The organism is Streptomyces sp. NPDC126497, assembly GCF_040302425.1.
GTDB lineage: Bacteria > Actinomycetota > Actinomycetes > Streptomycetales > Streptomycetaceae > Streptomyces.
Window position 1 is genome coordinate 1 of record NZ_JBEORT010000032.1, and the last position, 17,261, is coordinate 17,261.

Consider the following 17,261-nt stretch of genomic DNA (forward strand, 5'->3'; position numbering starts at 1 on the left):
CCTCCGCCTTGCATCTGCACGCACCAAACCCCGCTCGGGTCGGCCACGACGCACCGTCGGTCGCGGCCGACCTGATCCAAACGAGAGGCCCTAGGCGCGCCCGGCCGTCTTCTGGGTCCTGCGGGTGATCGCGTCGATGACGACGGTCGCCAGCAGCACACCACCGGTGATCATGTACTGCACCGGGGAGGCGATGCCTTCCAGGGCGAGTCCGTACTGGATCGAGACGATGACCATCACACCGAGCAGCGCGTCCCACGTGCGGCCACGGCCGCCGAAGAGCGAGGTACCGCCGATGACGGCGGCGGCGATGACGTTCATCAGGAACTCGCCGGTACCGGCGCCCTGGTTGGCGGAGGCGATCTTCGAGGCGACGAACAGGCCGCCGATCGCGGCGAACGTACCGGCGATCGCGAAGACCGAGATCCGGACCAGTTCCACGTTGATGCCGGCACGGCGGGACGCCTCGACGCTGCCGCCGAGCGCGAACACCTTGCGGCCGTAGGAGGTGCGGCGCAGCACGAAGTCCGTGAGGACCAGGAAGGCCAGGAAGATCACCACGGCCAGCGGCAGGCCCTTGTACTGGTTGAAGACGATCGCGACGGCGAAGGCCAGGACCGCGAGCAGCACGGTCCGCACGATGATCTCGTTCAGCGGGCGGGACGGCACACCGGCGGCCTCGCGGCGGCGGTTGTCGAAGAAGGCCGTGAGGAAGTACGCCGCGGTCACGACGATCGCCAGGCCGTAGGCGGCGGCCACGTCCGAGAAGTAGTAGCTGGTCAGCTTGACGACCAGACCGTCGGAGTCGAGGTTGATGGTGCCGTTGTCGCCCAGGATCTGGAGCATGAAGCCCTGCCAGAACAGCAGGCCGGCGAGGGTCACGGCGAAGGCCGGCACGCCGATCCGGGCGAAGATGACGCCGTGGATCGCTCCGGCGACCGTGCCGGTGAGGATCGCCAGCACCAGGGCCAGGATCTCGTTCATCCCGTGGGTGATGTTCAGCACCGCGAAGGTGGCGCCCGCGACACCGCTGACCGAGCCGACCGACAGGTCGATCTCGCCGAGCAGCAGGACGAAGACGATGCCGACGGCGATCAGGCCCGTGCCGACCATGGCGACGGACATGTCGGAGAAGTTGCCGGCGGTGAGGAAGTTGGAGTTCAGGCTGGTGAAGATGGCCCAGATGACCAGCAGGCCGACCACGACGGGAAGGGAGCCGAGGTCGCCGGCCTTCATCTTCCGCTTGAACTCGTTGAGGTAACCCGCGAGGCCCTGTTCGCGCACCAGCAGCCGGGGGTCGACCGCGGTGACGGCCGCGGCGGCCGCCTCGGGGTTCTTGACGGCGTGGTCCTCGGTGGGGGTGGAGGTCTTTTCGGTGCTCACTTCTTGATCTCCCCATTGGTGCGCGCCGCACGACGGGTCACGGCGTTGTCCGTGGCGCCCGTGATGGCGGAGATGATTTCTTCCTGCGAGGTCGACTTGACCTCGAAGACGCCGTTGTTGCGCCCGAGGCGCAGGACGGCGACCTTGTCCGCCACGGCCTTCACATCGGCCATGTTGTGGCTGATGAGGATGACCGCGTGGCCGCGCTCGCGCAGCCGCTCGACGAGGTCGAGGACCTGCGCGGTCTGCTCGACGCCGAGGGCGGCGGTGGGCTCGTCCAGGATCACCAGCTTGGGCTCGCCGAGCATGGACCGGGCGATGGCCACGACCTGGCGCTGACCGCCGGAGAGGGAGGCGATCGGGATCCGGACGCTGGGGATGCGGATCGACAGGGTGTCGAGGAGCTCGCGGGAGCGGCGCTCCATCTCCACCTCGTCCAGGACTCCGCGCCTGCGGATCTCCCGGCCCAGGTAGAGGTTGCCGACGACGTCGATGTTGTCGCACAGCGCGAGGTCCTGGTAGACCGTCGCGATGCCCAGGTTCTGGGCGTCGTGGGGCTTGCTGATCTGGACGGTCTTGCCGTCCCACTCGATGGATCCCTCATCGATGGGGTGCACGCCGGCGATCGTCTTGACCAGCGTGGACTTTCCGGCGCCGTTGTCGCCCACCAGGGCGACCACCTCACCGGCGTGGACCTCAAGCTCTACGTCGGTGAGCGCCTGGACGGCACCGAAACGCTTGGAGACCCCGCGCAACGCCAGCACGGGCGTAGCGGACACGTGAACCATCTCCTTCGCCGCCTGACCCGGCGGGAGGTTGTGCAGAAGTTTGGGGGGGTGTTCCGTCCGGCGCCCCGCGTAGCTTGCGGGGCTGATGTGTGCGGGGCGCCGGCGGAAGCGCGTGGCAGTCGGTCCCGTGCGGGGGGTCCGGGTCACGGACTCCCCTGCTCGTCACGGGAGGTGGGGACTGCTTACTTGAGGCCGATCTTGTCGCAGGCGGCCTTGTACTTGCCCGAGCAGATCTCCTCGACGGTGTAGATGCCGTCCTTGATCACGGTGTCGTTGATGTTCTCCTGGGTCAGCGACACGACCGGGACGATCACCGACGGGATGCCCTTGTCGGTGGGGCTGTCGACCTTGTCCTTGGCGACGGAGTCCAGCGACTTGCCCTGGGCCAGCAGCACGGCCATCTCCGCGGCGACGTCCGCCTCCTGCGGGTACGGCTTGTAGACGCTCATGTACTGCTCACCGGTGACGATGCGCTGCACACCGGCGAGTTCGGCGTCCTGGCCGGTGACCGGGACGTCGTCGAGGCCGGCGGCCTTGAGGGCGGTGATGATGCCGCCCGCCATGCCGTCGTTGGCGGAGTAGACGCCGACGATCTTCTTCTTGCCGAGGGCGGAGATGGCGCCCTCCATGTTGGAGTTGGCGTTCTCCGGCTTCCACTCCTTGGTGTCGTACTCGCGGCCGATCTTCACCTTGCCGTCGAGGACGGAGTGCGCGCCCTCCTTGAACATGGCCGCGTTCGGGTCGGTGGCGGACCCGTTCATCATGACGATCTGGCCCTTCTTGGCCTTGTCGCCCAGGGCCTCGAGGAGGGCCTCGCCCTGCGTCTTGCCGACGGTCACGTTGTCGAACGAGGTGTAGGCGTCGATCGGGCCCTCGGCGAGGCGGTCGTAGGCCACGACCGGGATGCCGGCGTCCTTGGCCTTCTTCACCGAGCCGGCGATGGCCTTGGAGTCCACCGCGTCGATGATGAGGACGTCCACCTTGTTGGTGATCATCGTCTCGACCTGCTGGTTCTGCAGGCTGGCGTCCTGCTTGGCGTTGTTGTAGACAACCTCGCCCTTGTTGTTCGTGAGCTCCTTGACCTTCTTCTCGATCAAGGGCTTGTCGAGCTTCTCGTACCGCGCGGTCTGGTTCTCCGGCAGGAGCAGGCCGACCTTGATGGCGTCGCCCTTGGCGGCGGAGTCGCCGGAGTCCTTCTTGTCGCCCGACTCCTTGGCGCTGCCACAGGCGGCGAGCGAGACGGCCATCGCACCGGTGGCGATGGCGACGGCGGCACGACGCATACGCGTGTTCACTTCTACTAAACCTCCCTGACGAGGCCGCGTCGTTGCGGCCGAGGTGGCTGGAAGTCAACTCGGCCACACGTGCGACGTCAAGAAGTAAATCCTTAACGAGATGGCAACGGTGCCATCCGTTCTCTAAGTGAAGGCAGGGGTCGCCGCGGTGAGCGACCCTCCCATGGTTCCGTCCAAAAGGGTTGAATCACCCATCTCGCTGAGGGCGAGGGCGAGTGCTCCGAGCACCTCCGCACGACCGCCAAGTGCCCCGGGCAGAACGGACAGTTGACGTGCCGCACTGGGGATCGCGTAGCGGCCGACGGACTCCCGGATCGGCCCGAGCACCAGCTCGCCGGCCTCGGCGAGATCACCGCCGAGGACCACCCGGCTCGGGTTCAACAGATTGCAGAGGTTGGCGACCCCGCTGCCGATGTGACGGCCGACGTCGGCGATCACCCGCCGGCACCCGGGGTCCCCGTCCCGCGCCAGCCGCACGACGCCCTCCATCGTCAGGTCGGTGCCGTGACTGGGCTGCAGCAGCGGGAGGACGTAGCGCGCGGCCGTGAAGGTCTCCAGGCAGCCGCGGTTGCCGCAGCGGCAGACGGGACCGGACTCGTCGAGCGTGATGTGTCCGATCTCACCCGCGGTGCCGCCCGGTCCGCGGTAGATCTTCCCGTCGATCACCAGGCCGGCGCCGACGCCGCTGGCGACCTTGATGTACGCCAGGTCGCGCACGCCCCGGCCGCTGCCCCAGACCATCTCGCCGAGGGCGCCGAGGTTGGCGTCGTTGTCCACGTGCACCGGCACGCCGAGCCGCCCCCGCAGCTCCTCGGCGGGCCTGGCGCCGGTCCAGCCGGGCAGGATCGCGGTCGAGCCCAGGGTCCCGGACTCCACGTCGATCGGCCCCGGCACGCCGAGGCCCACGCCCGCGACCTTGGACGGGCTCACCCCGGTCGCCTCGATCAGCCGGTTGACCAACTGCTCCGCCCGGGCCAGTCCCTGGGCCGAGGACGCGTCCACGTCCAGCGGCTCGGACTCCTCGGCCAGCACCTGATGGGCGAGGTTCCCGACCGCGACCCGCAAATGGGTGTGCCCGAAGTCGACCCCGACGACGATCCCGGCGTCCCCGCTCAGCGAGACGCTGCGGGCCCGTCGGCCGCCCGACGAGGTGGGCGTGACCTCGACCGTTCCGCCGTCCTTCAGTTCCCTGACGATGTTGGAGACCGTGGCCGCGGACAGGCCGGTCGTCCTCGCGATCTCGGCCTGGGTGAGGGAACCCGCAAGGCGTACTGCTCGAACGACCCGCTCCAGGTTGGCTCGGTGCAGCGACGACTGCGACCCCGGAGTCTCCACGACGACCTCCTGCGCGCGGGGCCGCTTCGGCGGGGCCCCTATGTCCAACTAGTGAACTCTAAGCTGAGCCGTTCGGGTCGCCTCCCGTCAAGAGGTTGAACTGTTTCCGGGTGCACGGACACAGCGGCACGCGCCGCTTCCAGGGACGGGAGCGGCGTGTGCGCGAGGGGTTCCGAAGGGTTACTTCAAGGTGGCGGAGGTGAGACCGGCCTGCACCTGGCGCTGGAAGGACAGGTAGACCACCAGCATGGGAACCATGGCGATCGTCACGCCCGCGAAGAGCACCGGGAGGTCGGAGGCGTACCCCTGCTGCTGCTGGAGCTGGATCAGTCCCTGGGTCAGCACGTAGCGTTCCGGATCGTCACCGCTCTGCGGCTGCATCAGCACCGTCGGCAGGATGTACTGGTTCCACTGGCCCAGCGTGTTGAAGATGCCGACGCTCAGCAGACCGGGCTTGGCCATGGGGAGCATCACCTGGAAGAAGGTCCGGGTGTGCGAGGCGCCGTCGAGGACCGCCGCCTCGAAGACCGCCGTGGGCAGGGTCCGGAAGAAGGCGTGCAGGAAGAACACCGTGAACGGCAGCGAGTAGGCCACGTACACCAGGGCCAGGCCGTGGTAGGTGTTCAGCATGTCCAGCCGCTTGACCATGAAGAACAGCGGCACCAGGGCCAGGAAGACGGGGAACATCGCGCCGGCGACGAAGAAGTAGTACAGCAGGCGGTTGCCCCGGAACGTGTAGCGGGCCAGTACGTAGGCCGCCATGGAGCCCAGCAGCATCGTCAGCGGCACCGAGATCGCCAGCACGATGACCGTGCTGGCGAAGTAGTCGCCGATGCCCTTCTCCCAGGCGCGGGAGAAGACGCCGAAGTCCCAGTTCCGCGGCAGGCCGAAGGCGGAGCCGCCGATCTGCGCGTCGGTCCGGAAGGAGCTGAGCACCAGCCACAGCAGCGGCAGCACGATCAGCACCGCCCACAGGGCGAGGAAGCCGTGCGAGAAGACGTTCAGCACGACGCCTTCGCCGCGCCGGTCGCCCGGGCGGACGGCGCCCCTGCCGGCCGGCGGCGGGGTGGGGCCCTGTGCGGGGGCGGTTTCCTTGAGAGGTGCGCTCATCGTCGTTGCTCCGCCTCAGAACTCGATGCGCTCGCGACGGGTGGCGCGCAGCATGACCACGGACACGATCAGGGTGAGGAGCAGCATGACCACGCCCATGGCGCAGGCGTAGCCGCTGCGGCCGTACACGAGGAAGTTCCGCATCATCACGGTCGCCATGACCTCGCTGGCGTGGTCGGGGCCGCCGCCGTAGCCCCGGCCGGAGGTCATGGTGGAGACCAGGATGAACATGTCCATCGCGACGATGCCGAGATAGACCCAGGCGGTCTGCACGGAGTCCCACAGCAGTGGCAGGGTGATGCGGAAGAAGGACTGGGCCCGGCCCGCTCCGTCGATGAGCGCGGCCTCGTAGATGTCCCGCGGAATGGACTGCATGGCGGCGGAGAAGAGCACCAGATAGAAACCGACGCCGTGCCAGACGACCACCGCGATGAGCGCCCACAGCACGAAGTCCGGCTCGTTGAGCCATTCCACGGGATCGTTCCTGTCGACGAGCCCCAGTTCGATCAGGACCCCGTTGAGCATGCCGCCGCCGTCACTGCGGTAGACGGCGCCGAAGAGGACGGCGAGGATCGCCAGCGACAACACCTGCGGAAAGAAATAGATCACCCGGTAGTACGCCGATCCGGCGACTCCGGAGACCCCTCCGGAACGGCCGCGTCCGCCCGCGTTCAGCATGAAGGCGAAGAACAGCGCGAGCAGAATGGTGATCACCGGGACGAACACCAGGAACAGGATGTTGTGCCGGATGGCGCCCATGAAGACGTCGTCCTGGAACAACGCCGTGTAGTTGTCCAGGCCGACGAATGCGAAGGTCTGCGACTGCCCCTTCCAGTCGGTCAGCGAATAGCCGAAGGTCTGGACGTACGGCCAGATGACGAATATCAGATAGAGCGCCACGGGAAGGAAGAGGAATCCCGCGACGAACCGGTGCTGCCCTTTGCGCATGACGGTCCTGCCCCTGGGTGTGGCCGCTGCGGACCGGGATGCGTCCCGGTCCGGAATGCGGTCGGTCGAGCGAGCATCAGTCGCGGTGGTTCTTCTTCGCATCCGGGTCCTTGGCCTGCTTGTCGACCGCGGTCTGGGCCCGCTTGAGCCATTCCTTGGGCTGGATGCGCCGGGCCATCAGCTCGTTGGAGGCGTTCTCGATGGCGGAGTTCATCTCGCTGTACCACTCGGTGTACAGGTAGCGGAAGGTGTGGTCGCCGGCCGCCTTGGAGGCCTCGACGGTGGACTGGGTGCCCGGCCGCAGCCGGACGTCCGGATCGACGCCGTCCTTCAGGATGGTCAGCGAGTTCGCCTCCTTGGCGAACAGCGTCGACCATTCCCTGGAGAGCATCATCCGCATGAACTCCTTGGCCGCCGGGAGGTTCCTGGCCTTGGACGGGATGATGAACGGCTCGCCGGAGCCGGCCCGGATCGCCTCGAACGGCAGCGCGCTGTCCGGCAGCAGCGGCATCGGCAGGAACTTCATGTCGAAGTCCGCCGGCGTCGTCTTGAGCTGCTCGTTCTCGAGCCAGGAACCGCTGGTGATGAAGGCGGCCTTGTACTGGTTCCAGCGGGTCTGCGACTCGGTGTGGGTCAGGCCGTTGGTCCCGGGCATCAGATAGCCCTTCTCGACGACCTCGTAGACGGCCTCGACGGCCTCGGTGGCGGCGTCGGAGCCCACGAACGCCTTGGGGTCGAGGTTGTCGATCGCCTTCATGGCGTCCAGGCCGCCCTTCTTGGCGATCAGGTCCATGATGGCGACGTTGATGTAGTACGGGTACTTGCCCTGGTGGGCGAGGCCGCCGATGCCCTGGGCCTTGGCGTCCTCGCAGACGGCGAGGAAGTCGTCCCAGGTCCTGGGCGCCTCCCAGCCCTTCTCCCGGAAGAGCTTGCCGGAGTACCACAGACCCCACACCGTGTAGATGTAGTTGAGGGCGACGACCTTGCCCTCCTGCAGACCGGCGTCGAGCGTGCCGGGGATCAGGGTGTCGCGGACCTTCGTGGCCGGGTCGTCGACCGACGGCGCGTCCAGCACGTCGGCGAGGTCGAGGAGCTGGCCGTTCTTGGCGAGCACGTCGATCGGGATCTGCTGGTTGCCGGAGTCGTCGACGATGTCCGGCGGGTTGCCCGCGTTGAAGCGGGGCTGGAGCTTGCCCGTGATCTCCTGGGTGCCGGTGTGGACGGAGGTGACGCCCCACTTCTTCTTGAACGCGGCCTCCCACGCCTTGGCGTAGTCGTCGCCGTAACCGCCCTTGAAGATGACGACGTCGAGTTTGCTGCCCTTCTTGACGCCGAACGGATTGGACTCGGACGCCTTGCCCTCGTTCTCACCGGAATCGTCGCCCCCGCCCCCGCTGGCACACGCGGACAGGAAACTCATCGCCGGTGCGGAAGCCAGGCCGAGCGCGGCGGACCGCTTGATCAGTGCGCGGCGTCCCACGCCGGTGCCGTGGTCCCCGGTGGAACCGGTGCCGTCGTTCTCGGCGGAAGTGGATCCCATGCTCAAGTCCTCGCCTTCTCCAGGACTCAGGCGGTGAACCGGATCCTTCCCGGCACCGCGTTCGGGTCACGCTGGGTCGTGCAGGAGGTGCGGCTGGTACGGGTCGGGTGCGGTGAGGACGCCCCCGGAGTGCCGACAGGTATAGTCCACTTCACGCCGACGGAGCAAGATCGAACGCAAGGTTCACCTCCGGTCTTTTCCGAGTTGAGACCTCGCGGGAATATCGGCCTCCCGCGCGTTCCCCGGCGGAGAAATCATTGCCGCCGGACTGGAATGCCGCATTCAACACCCTTGACACCAGGGGTCACTTGGCGCGCTACTGGACCTTGCGCATCTGTTTGACAACGTTGTCCAGCGCAGGGAGGGTCCTCACGCATGCACAGCAGGGTTCGGCACAGATGGGGGACGGCGGTCGTCGCGGCGACCGCCTTCGCTCTGGCCGCGGGTTCCCAGGGCGTCGCGGTGGCGCTGCCGAAGGCGCCCCCGAAGGCGGACCGCGCGTTCGCGTCGTCGTTCGAGGCCGGGGAGCCCGCCCCGGACTGGCAGAACACCGTCGACACCACGCGGGGCGGCCGGAAGCGCGCCTCGGGGGTGGACGGCGGTTACAGCTCGGGCATTCCGGGCAACGTCACCGACCACGTCACGGACGTGCGCGCCAGCGCGGAGAACACCGGCGGCGGGGAGGTGAAGGAGAACCTCGTCGACGGCGAGCCGAGCAGCAAGTGGCTGGCCTTCGAGTCCACCGGCTGGGTGGAGTTCGACCTGGACGCCCCCGTGAGGGCGGTCCGTTACGCCCTCACCTCCGCCAACGACGCCGCCGAGCGCGACCCGAGGGACTGGACCCTCAAGGGATCCACCGACGGCGAGGAGTGGAAGACCCTCGACACCCGCTCGGGCGAGACGTTCGCGCAGCGCTTCCAGACCAGGCTCTACGACATCGACGCCGCCGCCGTCGCCGAGTACCGGCACTTCCGGCTGGAGATCACCAGGAACGGCGGCGGCGGCATCGTCCAGCTCGCCGACGTCCAGTTCTCCACCGGCGACGACGAGGCGCCCTTCCCGCAGGACATGCTCTCGCTGGTCGACCGCGGCCCCACCGGCTCGCCGACGGCCAAGGCGGGCGCCGGGTTCACCGGCAAGCGCGCCCTGCGCTACGCCGGCCGGCACACCAGCGACGGGCGGGCGTACTCGTACAACAAGGTGTTCGACGTCCACACGAGGGTCGAGCGGAACACCGAACTGTCGTACCGCGTCTTCCCGTCGATGGCGGACGGCGATCTCGACTACGACTCCACCAACGTCTCCGTCGACCTCGCCTTCACCGACGGCACCTATCTGAGCGACCTGCGCGCCACCGACCAGCACGGCTTCCCGCTCACCCCGCGGGGGCAGGGCGCCTCGAAGATCCTGTACGTCAACCAGTGGAACAACGTGGTCTCCCGGATCGGCTCGGTGGCCGCCGGCAAGACCGTCGACCGGATCCTGGTGGCGTACGACTCCCCCAAGGGTGAGACCAAGTTCCGCGGCTGGCTGGACGACGTGGCGCTGAAGCCGGTCAAGCCCGAGCGGCCGAAGGCCCACCTCTCCGACTACGCGGTGACGACCCGGGGCACCAACTCCAGCGGCGGGTTCTCGCGCGGCAACAACTTCCCCGCGACGGCCGTGCCGCACGGCTTCAACTTCTGGACCCCGGTCACCAACGCCGGTTCGCTGAGCTGGCTGTACGACTACGCGCGCGGCAACAACGCGGACAACCTGCCGACGATCCAGGCGTTCAGCGCGAGCCACGAGCCGAGCCCCTGGATGGGCGACCGGCAGACCTTCCAGGTGATGCCGTCCGCCGCCTCCGGCACCCCGGACACCGGCCGTGAGGAGCGCGAGCTGGCGTTCCGGCACGAGAACGAGACCGCGCGGCCCCACTACTACGGCGTGCGCTTCGAGAACGGCCTGAAGGCGGAGATGGCGCCGACCGACCACGCGGCGGCGATGCGCTTCACCTTCCCCGGCGACGACGCGAGCGTGCTCTTCGACAACGTCACCGACCAGGCCGGCCTGACCCTCGACGAGGAGAACGGCACCTTCACCGGCTACTCGGACGTCAAGTCCGGGCTCTCCACGGGCGCCACCCGGCTGTTCGTGTACGGCGAGTTCGACAAGAGGGTCGTCGAGGGCGACGCCAAGGGCGTCAAGGGCTACCTGCGCTTCGACGCCGGCGAGGACCGCACGGTGACGCTGCGCCTGGCGACCTCGCTGATCGGCGTCGAGCAGGCGAAGGACAACCTGCGCCAGGAGCTGCCGAGCCGCACCTCCTTCGACGAGGTCAGGCGCGACGCCCAGCGCCAGTGGGACCGCATCCTCGGCAAGGTCGAGGTCGAGGGCGCCACCCCGGACCAGCTGACCACGCTCTACTCCAGCCTCTACCGGCTGTATTTGTACCCGAACTCCGGCCACGAGAAGGTGGACGGGACGTACAAGTACGCCTCCCCCTTCTCGAGGATGGAGTCGGCCGACACCCCGACGCACACCGGCGCGAAGATCGTCGACGGCAAGGTGTACGTCAACAACGGCTTCTGGGACACCTACCGGACCACCTGGCCGGCGTACTCCTTCCTGACCCCGTCCAAGGCCGGTGAGCTGGTCGACGGGTTCGTGCAGCACTACAAGGACGGCGGCTGGACCTCCCGCTGGTCCTCCCCCGGCTACGCCGACCTGATGACCGGCACCTCCTCGGACGTCGCGTTCGCCGACGCGTACGTCAAGGGCGTCGACTTCGACGCCGAGGCCGCGTACGACGCGGCGGTGAAGAACGCCACCGTGGTGCCGCCCTCGTCCGGTGTGGGCCGCAAGGGCATGGCGACCTCGCCGTTCCTCGGCTACACCGGCACCGAGACGCACGAGGGCCTGTCGTGGGCGCTGGAGGGCTACCTCAACGACTACGGCATCGCGAAGATGGGCGAGGCCCTCCACCGGAAGACGGGCGAGAAGCGCTACCGGGAGGAGTCGGCGTACTTCCTCGACCGCGCCCAGGACTACGTCAACCTCTTCGACCCCGAGGCCGGCTTCTTCCAGGGCAAGGACGCCGAGGGGAACTGGCGCGTGGAGTCCTCCGCGTACGACCCGCGCGTGTGGGGCCACGACTACACCGAGACCAACGGCTGGGGCTACGCCTTCACCGCCCCGCAGGACAGCCGGGGCCTGGCCAACCTGTACGGCGGCCGGGACGGCCTCGGCGACAAGCTCGACGCGTACCTCTCCACGCCCGAGACGGCCTCCCCCGAGTTCAAGGGCTCCTACGGCGGCGTCATCCACGAGATGACCGAGGCGCGGGACGTCCGGATGGGCATGTACGGCCACTCCAACCAGGTCGCCCACCACGCCCTGTACATGTACGACGCGGCCGGGCAGCCCTGGAAGACCCAGGAGAACGTGCGCGAGGTGCTGTCCCGCCTCTACACCGGCAGCGAGATCGGCCAGGGCTACCACGGCGACGAGGACAACGGCGAACAGTCGGCCTGGTACCTGTTCTCCTCGCTCGGCTTCTACCCGCTGGTGATGGGCAGCGGCGAGTACGCCATCGGCTCCCCGCTGTTCAAGAAGGTCACCGTGCACCTGGAGAACGGCCGCGAGCTGGTCGTCAGGGCGCCGAGGAACAGCGCCGAGAACGTCTACGTGCAGGGCCTGAAGGTCAACGGCAAGCGCTGGAACTCCACTTCGCTGCCGCACTCGGTGGTCTCCGGGGGCGGTGTCCTGGAGTTCGACATGGGCCCGCGTCCGTCGTCGTGGGGCACGGGTGAGGACGCGGCGCCCGTGTCGATCACGAAGGACGACGAGGTGCCCACGCCCCGCGAGGACGCGCTGGAGGGCTCCGGCGCCCTGTTCGACGACACCTCGGCGACCGGCGCCGCGGTGTCCACCGTGGAGCTGCCCGTCACCGGGGAGACCGAGGCGGTGCAGTACACGCTGACCTCCTCGGACCGCGCCGAGGCGCCCACGGGCTGGGTGCTGCAGGGCTCGGCCGACGGGGAGGAGTGGACCGACCTGGACCGGCGGACGGACGAGACCTTCCGCTGGGACCGCCAGACCCGCGCCTTCTCGGTCGACGAGCCGAAGGCCTACGGCCACTACCGGCTGGTGCTGAGCGGTGAGGCGACGCTGGCGGAGGTGGAACTGCTGGGCTGAGCCGGCCTCCACCCGCGCGGCGGGTCCGGGCACCGCCCGGGCCCGCCCTTCCATGGATTCCCCACGGCCCGACGGGTACCTCTCCGGTCTCCCCCGCACCAGAATGGGGGCGGCCCCCGGTGTCCTCCGGGCGGCGCGTCCGAGGGGGGAGCGGGGATGACGGACTCCGGCGGCTTCGACGCGGCCTGGCTGCCGGCGGACGCGTTCCGGGCGGTGGGCAGCCGGCGTTCGCTGCTCCGCGCCGCCGACGGACCGCTGGTGGACACGGTGCACGGTGAACTGACCGACGCCTGCGAGCGGTTCGGCGGACGGGTCGTGCGAGGCGGCGGCGGGGACGCCGAGCTGGTGCTCGAAGTGACCGACGGGCTCGGTGACGAGGGCTACGCGCTGACGCGCCGGGGCGGCACCACGACCGTCACCGCGTCCGGCGGCCGGGGCCTGCTGTACGGCCTGTTCCACGTGGTACGGCTCGGGGAGGACGCCTTCGCCGGCGAGCGGGCCCGCGAGGAGCACCGTCCGGCGTTCGCCTCGCGCATGCTGGACCACTGGGACAACGTGGCCGTGCACCCGGTCATGGGCCAGGTCGAACGCGGCTACGCGGGCGGTTCGCTGTTCTGGGCCGACGGACGGGCGCGCGGGGACCTGGACCGGGTGCGGGCGTACGGCAGGCTGCTCGCGGCCTGCGGGATCAACGCCGTCGCCGTCAACAACGTCAACGTGCACGCGGCCGAGGCCCGCCTCCTCACCGACCGGATCGGCGAGGTCGCCGCCATCGCCGACGCGTTGCGTCCGTACGGCATCCGCACGCATCTGTCGGTCACCTTCGCCGCGCCGATGGTGCTGGGCGGGCTGCCCACCGCCGACCCGCTGGACGGGGCGGTGCGCGCCTGGTGGGCGGAGGCGACCCGGCGGGTGTACGAGGAGATCGGCGACTTCGGCGGGTACGTCGTCAAGGCCGACTCGGAGGGGCAGCCCGGCCCCTTCGCGTACGGCCGCTCGCACGCCGACGGCGCGAACCTGCTGGCTTCCGCGCTGGAGCCGTACGGCGGCACGGTGCACTGGCGGGCGTTCGTCTACGACCACCGCCAGGACTGGCGGGACCGCGCCACCGACCGGGCGCGGGCCGCGTACGACCACTTCACCCCGCTGGACGGCCGGTTCGCGGCGAACGCGGTGCTCCAGGTCAAGCACGGGCCGATGGACTTCCAGGTGCGCGAGCCGGTCTCCCCGCTGATCGGCGCCGTGCCGGGCACCCGGCTGGCGGTGGAACTGCAGGTCACGCAGGAGTACACCGGACAGCAGCGGCACGCCTGCTGGCTGGGTCCGATGTGGAGCGGGGTGCTGCGGTTCCGGCCGGACGGGGAGGTGAGCACCGGGCGGCTGGCGGACGGGCTGGTGGCCGTGTCGAACGCGGGCGACGACCCGTTCTGGACCGGTCATCCCCTCGCGCAGGCCAACCTGTACACCTTCGGGCGCCTCGCCTGGGACCCGGCGGCGGATCCGCGGGCCGTCCTCGACGAGTGGATCGCGCTGACCCATCCGGGGGCGGAGCGGCGGCTGGCCGACGGCCTGCACGCGGTGCTCGACGGCTCCTGGTCGACGTACGAGAAGTACACCGCGCCGCTCGGCGTCGGCTTCATGGTGCAGCCGGGGCACCACTACGGGCCGAGCGTGGACGGCTACGAGTACAGCCCGTGGGGCACCTACCACTTCGCCGACCGGGACGGCGTCGGCGTCGACCGCAGCACGGCGACCGGCACCGGGTACGCCGGTCAGTACGCCGAGCCGTGGTCCGGGGTGTACGAGTCGCCGCAGACCTGCCCCGACGAGCTGCTGCTGTTCTTCCACCACGTGCCCTACGGGCATGTGCTGCACAGCGGGAGGACGGTGATCCAGCACATCTACGACACGCACTTCGAGGGTGTCGAGGAGGCCGAGGAGGCCCGCCGGGTGTGGGCGGGCCTCGCGGACCTGGTGGACCCGGCCCGTCACGCGCGGGTGGCGGAGCGGTTCGAGGAGCAGCTGTGCAGCGCCCGCGAGTGGCGCGACCAGGTCAACAGCTACTTCCTGCGCAAGTCCGGGGTGCCGGACGAGCGGGGACGGACCATTCACTGAAGCGGCGGGACCGCCGCGCCGGGCGGGCCGGGGGCGGGCGGCTGGTCCCCTCCGGTCCGTCCGCCGGCGGGCAGGTCGGTGCCGGCCCCGGTGCACGGGCGGTGGTCGCCGCCGCGGGGGACCCTCGGGGTGCGGGGCGCGGTCAGGCGGTGAAGTCCTCCCGGGTCTCGGCGATCACCGGGCGGCTGCTGTGCAGCAGGGACAGCAGCAGCGGGGCGGCGAGCAGGGCGGGCAGGGCCTCGGTGAGCAGGGCGGTGCCGGCGGCGGTGAGGATCAGCAGCGAGAGGGCGCCGAGGGTGGCGCGGGGGTGCCGCGGCAGGAAGTGGGCGGCGAGGCGGGCGGTGTCGCGGGCGCGGAAGGTGAACAGGGAGGTGAGGACCAGGGCGTGCGCGCCCCACAGCAGGGAGCCGGTGCCGATCAGCGCGAGCAGCAGCGCCCACCAGCCGGGGAGTCCGGTGGCGGGGAAGTGGGTGAGGGTGAAGGCGATCACCGTGAGCCAGGCGAGCAGCGGCGCCCACAGCCTCAGCACGGGCAGGGTGTTCAGCCGCCAGCCGCGCAGGAAGGCGCGGGCCGGGTGGAGCGCGGCGAGGTCGCGGCCGCGGTGGTGCAGGGCGTAGAGGGCGGCGGAGGTGGCCGGGCCCAGGGGCAGCAGGCAGGGGGCGGCGAGGGGCAGGTTGGCGGGGTCGGGGACGAGCAGGAAGAGGCCGGCGAGGCCCGGCGCCGCGGTGAGCAGCAGCAGGGCCTCGACGGTGACGAGCGTGTGGATCAGGGCGGCGGCGCGGGACAGCGGGCCGGTGCCGAAGGCGTCGGCCCGTACGGTGTCCACGGCGTGCGGCGGCCGGGCGGCCGCCGTCCGTCCCGCCGGGGCGGGGACGCGGGTCACCCGTTCTCCTTCGCGAACCGTTCGTGGGCCTGGTTGTGCAGGTCGATGAACCGGTCCATGTTCTTGGCCCTCAGCTCCTCGACGTAGTCGTCCCACTCGGAGAGCGGGCGCTTGCCGAGGGCGAACCGCAGGGTGTTCTGGGTGACGTGGTCCTTCAGCGGGGTGTCCCAGAGGGTGGCCTGCTCCTGCTCCTCGGCGCGCAGCGGGTGCGGCGGGTCGACGGGCAGCTGCTCGCGGGAGGCCATGACGTCGGTGAACCTCTTCTCGTCGGGGCCGAAGGAGGAGGAGACCAGGGCCCAGCTGCCGCCGTAGGCGAAGACGCCGTTGGAGAAGCCGAAGTCCTTCTGGAGGTCCTTGGGGGCGTCCGGGTCGGAGCCCATGAGGCTGATGCCGGGCTCGAGTGCGTACTTCCCGGGGCCGGAGCGGGTGAAGGTGGTGTTCTCCACGCCCCACTTGCTCAGCTCCTGGCCGGCGTCGGAGTACCAGAGCCAGTCCACGAACTGCATCAGGGCGACGAAGTCGTCGCTCTCCAGGGCCTTGCTGGAGATCATCAGGCCGTTCTCCAGGCGGGCGCCGCCCGGCACGACCGGCCCGGCGGGTCCGATCGGCACCGGGATCATCTCGATGGTGGCGCCCTTGACCTGCTTGCCGAGGTTGTAGCGGTAGTTCTGCACCAGCTCCTGCGGGTTGGCGCTGATCGCGAAGGACTTCTCCGAGAGGATCTTCCGGACCGCCTCGTCGTCGGTCTGGGTGAAGCTCTCGGGGTCCATCAGCTTCTCCGCGACCAGCTTGTGCAGGTACTCGACGAACCCGCGGTAGGCGTCCGTGGCGCCGGTGAAGACGAACGTCCGCGCCTTCGCGTCCCAGCTGGTGTTCAGGTACGACCAGCCGGCCCGGACGCCGTACGCCTGACCGAGGTACTGGGACAGCGCGCCGACGGGGAAGGGGGTGTTGGTGCTCCAGCGGTCGGTGAGGGGGTAGCGGTCGGGGTACTCCTCCTTGAGCGCCTTGAGGGTCGTGTACACCTCGTCCCAGGTGGTGGGCAGGCTCAGGCCGTGCCGGTCGAGGACGTCGGTGCGCAGGGCCAGCGAGTAGCTCTGCCTGACCTTCTCGTGCAGTCCGGGCAGCAGGTAGTAGCGGCCGTCGGACTGGCGCAGCGAGTCGACCTCCGGCTGGAGGTTCCATCTCCTGACCTTGTCCCGGAAGTGGGGCATCAGGTCCACGTGGTCGCTGACCGGGAGGATCGCGCCCGAGGAGACGAACGCGGTCTCCTGGCCCGGGTAGGTCTTGGGGATGAGGAGGGGGGCGTCGCCCGCGCCGATCAGCAGGCTGCGCTTCTTCTCGTAGTCGCTCAGCGGGACCGGGGTGGCCTCGAGGGTGACGCCGGTGCGCCGGGTGAGCTCCTTCCAGAACAGCCAGTCGCCCTTCAGCGGGTAGACCGGGTTGTTGTTGTGCAGGAGGGAGAAGGTGAGCGGCTCGGTGGCCTTGAACTGCTCGCCGGCGCGGTAGTCCTTCATGGCGCCCTTGCGCTTCTTCGACAGGTCCTCGGCGTCGCCGCCGTCGCCTCCGCCGCCGCAGCCGGTGAGGGCGGCGAGGCCGAGGAATCCGGCGGCGCCGAGGACCTGGCGCCGCGACAGCTGTCCGGTGTTCTTCACGGGGACTCCCTTGTGCGTCGGCGGATCGGG

General features: G+C 69.6%; 11 protein-coding genes. 2 read left to right on the top strand and 9 right to left on the bottom strand.

Translation table 11 applies throughout. From position 1 onward, the window contains the following. Nucleotides 1-90: 90 nt before the first annotated feature. The 7 genes from ABTY20_RS16105 to ngcE all read right to left on the bottom strand — a co-directional run bounded on the left by ABTY20_RS16105 (nucleotide 91) and on the right by ngcE (nucleotide 8,399). Nucleotides 91-1,383: a sugar ABC transporter permease gene (locus tag ABTY20_RS16105; RefSeq protein ID WP_351997640.1), complete on the bottom strand. Its 1,293-nt coding sequence runs from the start codon at nucleotides 1,381-1,383 to the stop codon at nucleotides 91-93. Continuing rightward, nucleotides 1,380-2,171: an ATP-binding cassette domain-containing protein gene (locus ABTY20_RS16110; protein WP_351997641.1), complete on the bottom strand. Its 792-nt coding sequence runs from the start codon at nucleotides 2,169-2,171 to the stop codon at nucleotides 1,380-1,382. Before ABTY20_RS16110 ends, ABTY20_RS16105 begins: the two co-directional genes overlap by 4 nt. A gap of 182 nt (nucleotides 2,172-2,353) precedes the next feature. Beyond that, the gene (locus ABTY20_RS16115) at nucleotides 2,354-3,454 is read right to left on the bottom strand and encodes an ABC transporter substrate-binding protein (protein ID WP_351997672.1); all 1,101 of its coding nucleotides are present in this window, start codon (nucleotides 3,452-3,454) and stop codon (nucleotides 2,354-2,356) included. A gap of 135 nt (nucleotides 3,455-3,589) precedes the next feature. Further along, nucleotides 3,590-4,801, bottom strand: a complete 1,212-nt coding sequence (locus ABTY20_RS16120) for an ROK family transcriptional regulator (RefSeq protein WP_351997642.1) — start codon at nucleotides 4,799-4,801, stop codon at nucleotides 3,590-3,592. Between the two features lie 180 nt (nucleotides 4,802-4,981). Continuing rightward, complete coding sequence (locus ABTY20_RS16125) at nucleotides 4,982-5,911, bottom strand: carbohydrate ABC transporter permease (protein WP_351997643.1); 930 nt, start codon at nucleotides 5,909-5,911, stop codon at nucleotides 4,982-4,984. Nucleotides 5,912-5,926: 15 nt separating this feature from the next. Continuing rightward, on the bottom strand, nucleotides 5,927-6,859 hold the full coding sequence (locus tag ABTY20_RS16130) for a carbohydrate ABC transporter permease (RefSeq protein ID WP_351997644.1): 933 nt from the start codon (nucleotides 6,857-6,859) through the stop codon (nucleotides 5,927-5,929). A 76-nt stretch (nucleotides 6,860-6,935) separates the two neighbouring features. Further along, nucleotides 6,936-8,399, bottom strand: a complete 1,464-nt coding sequence (ngcE, locus tag ABTY20_RS16135; protein ID WP_351997645.1) for an N-acetylglucosamine/diacetylchitobiose ABC transporter substrate-binding protein — start codon at nucleotides 8,397-8,399, stop codon at nucleotides 6,936-6,938. Between the two features lie 375 nt (nucleotides 8,400-8,774). Between ngcE and ABTY20_RS16140 the strand changes: the two genes are divergently transcribed. Next, the gene (locus ABTY20_RS16140; protein ID WP_351997646.1) at nucleotides 8,775-12,578 is read left to right on the top strand and encodes a GH92 family glycosyl hydrolase; all 3,804 of its coding nucleotides are present in this window, start codon (nucleotides 8,775-8,777) and stop codon (nucleotides 12,576-12,578) included. A gap of 156 nt (nucleotides 12,579-12,734) precedes the next feature. Then, the gene (locus ABTY20_RS16145) at nucleotides 12,735-14,693 is read left to right on the top strand and encodes an alpha-glucuronidase (RefSeq protein ID WP_351997647.1); all 1,959 of its coding nucleotides are present in this window, start codon (nucleotides 12,735-12,737) and stop codon (nucleotides 14,691-14,693) included. 142 nt (nucleotides 14,694-14,835) lie between these two features. On the opposite strand, the gene ABTY20_RS16150 is transcribed toward ABTY20_RS16145, so the two are convergent. Beyond that, nucleotides 14,836-15,519, bottom strand: coding sequence for a hypothetical protein (locus tag ABTY20_RS16150; RefSeq protein ID WP_351997673.1), 684 nt, complete (start codon nucleotides 15,517-15,519; stop codon nucleotides 14,836-14,838). A 53-nt stretch (nucleotides 15,520-15,572) separates the two neighbouring features. After that, entirely contained in the window at nucleotides 15,573-17,231 is a 1,659-nt protein-coding gene (locus ABTY20_RS16155) for an ABC transporter substrate-binding protein (RefSeq protein ID WP_351997648.1), read from the bottom strand. Nucleotides 17,232-17,261: the final 30 nt, after the last annotated feature.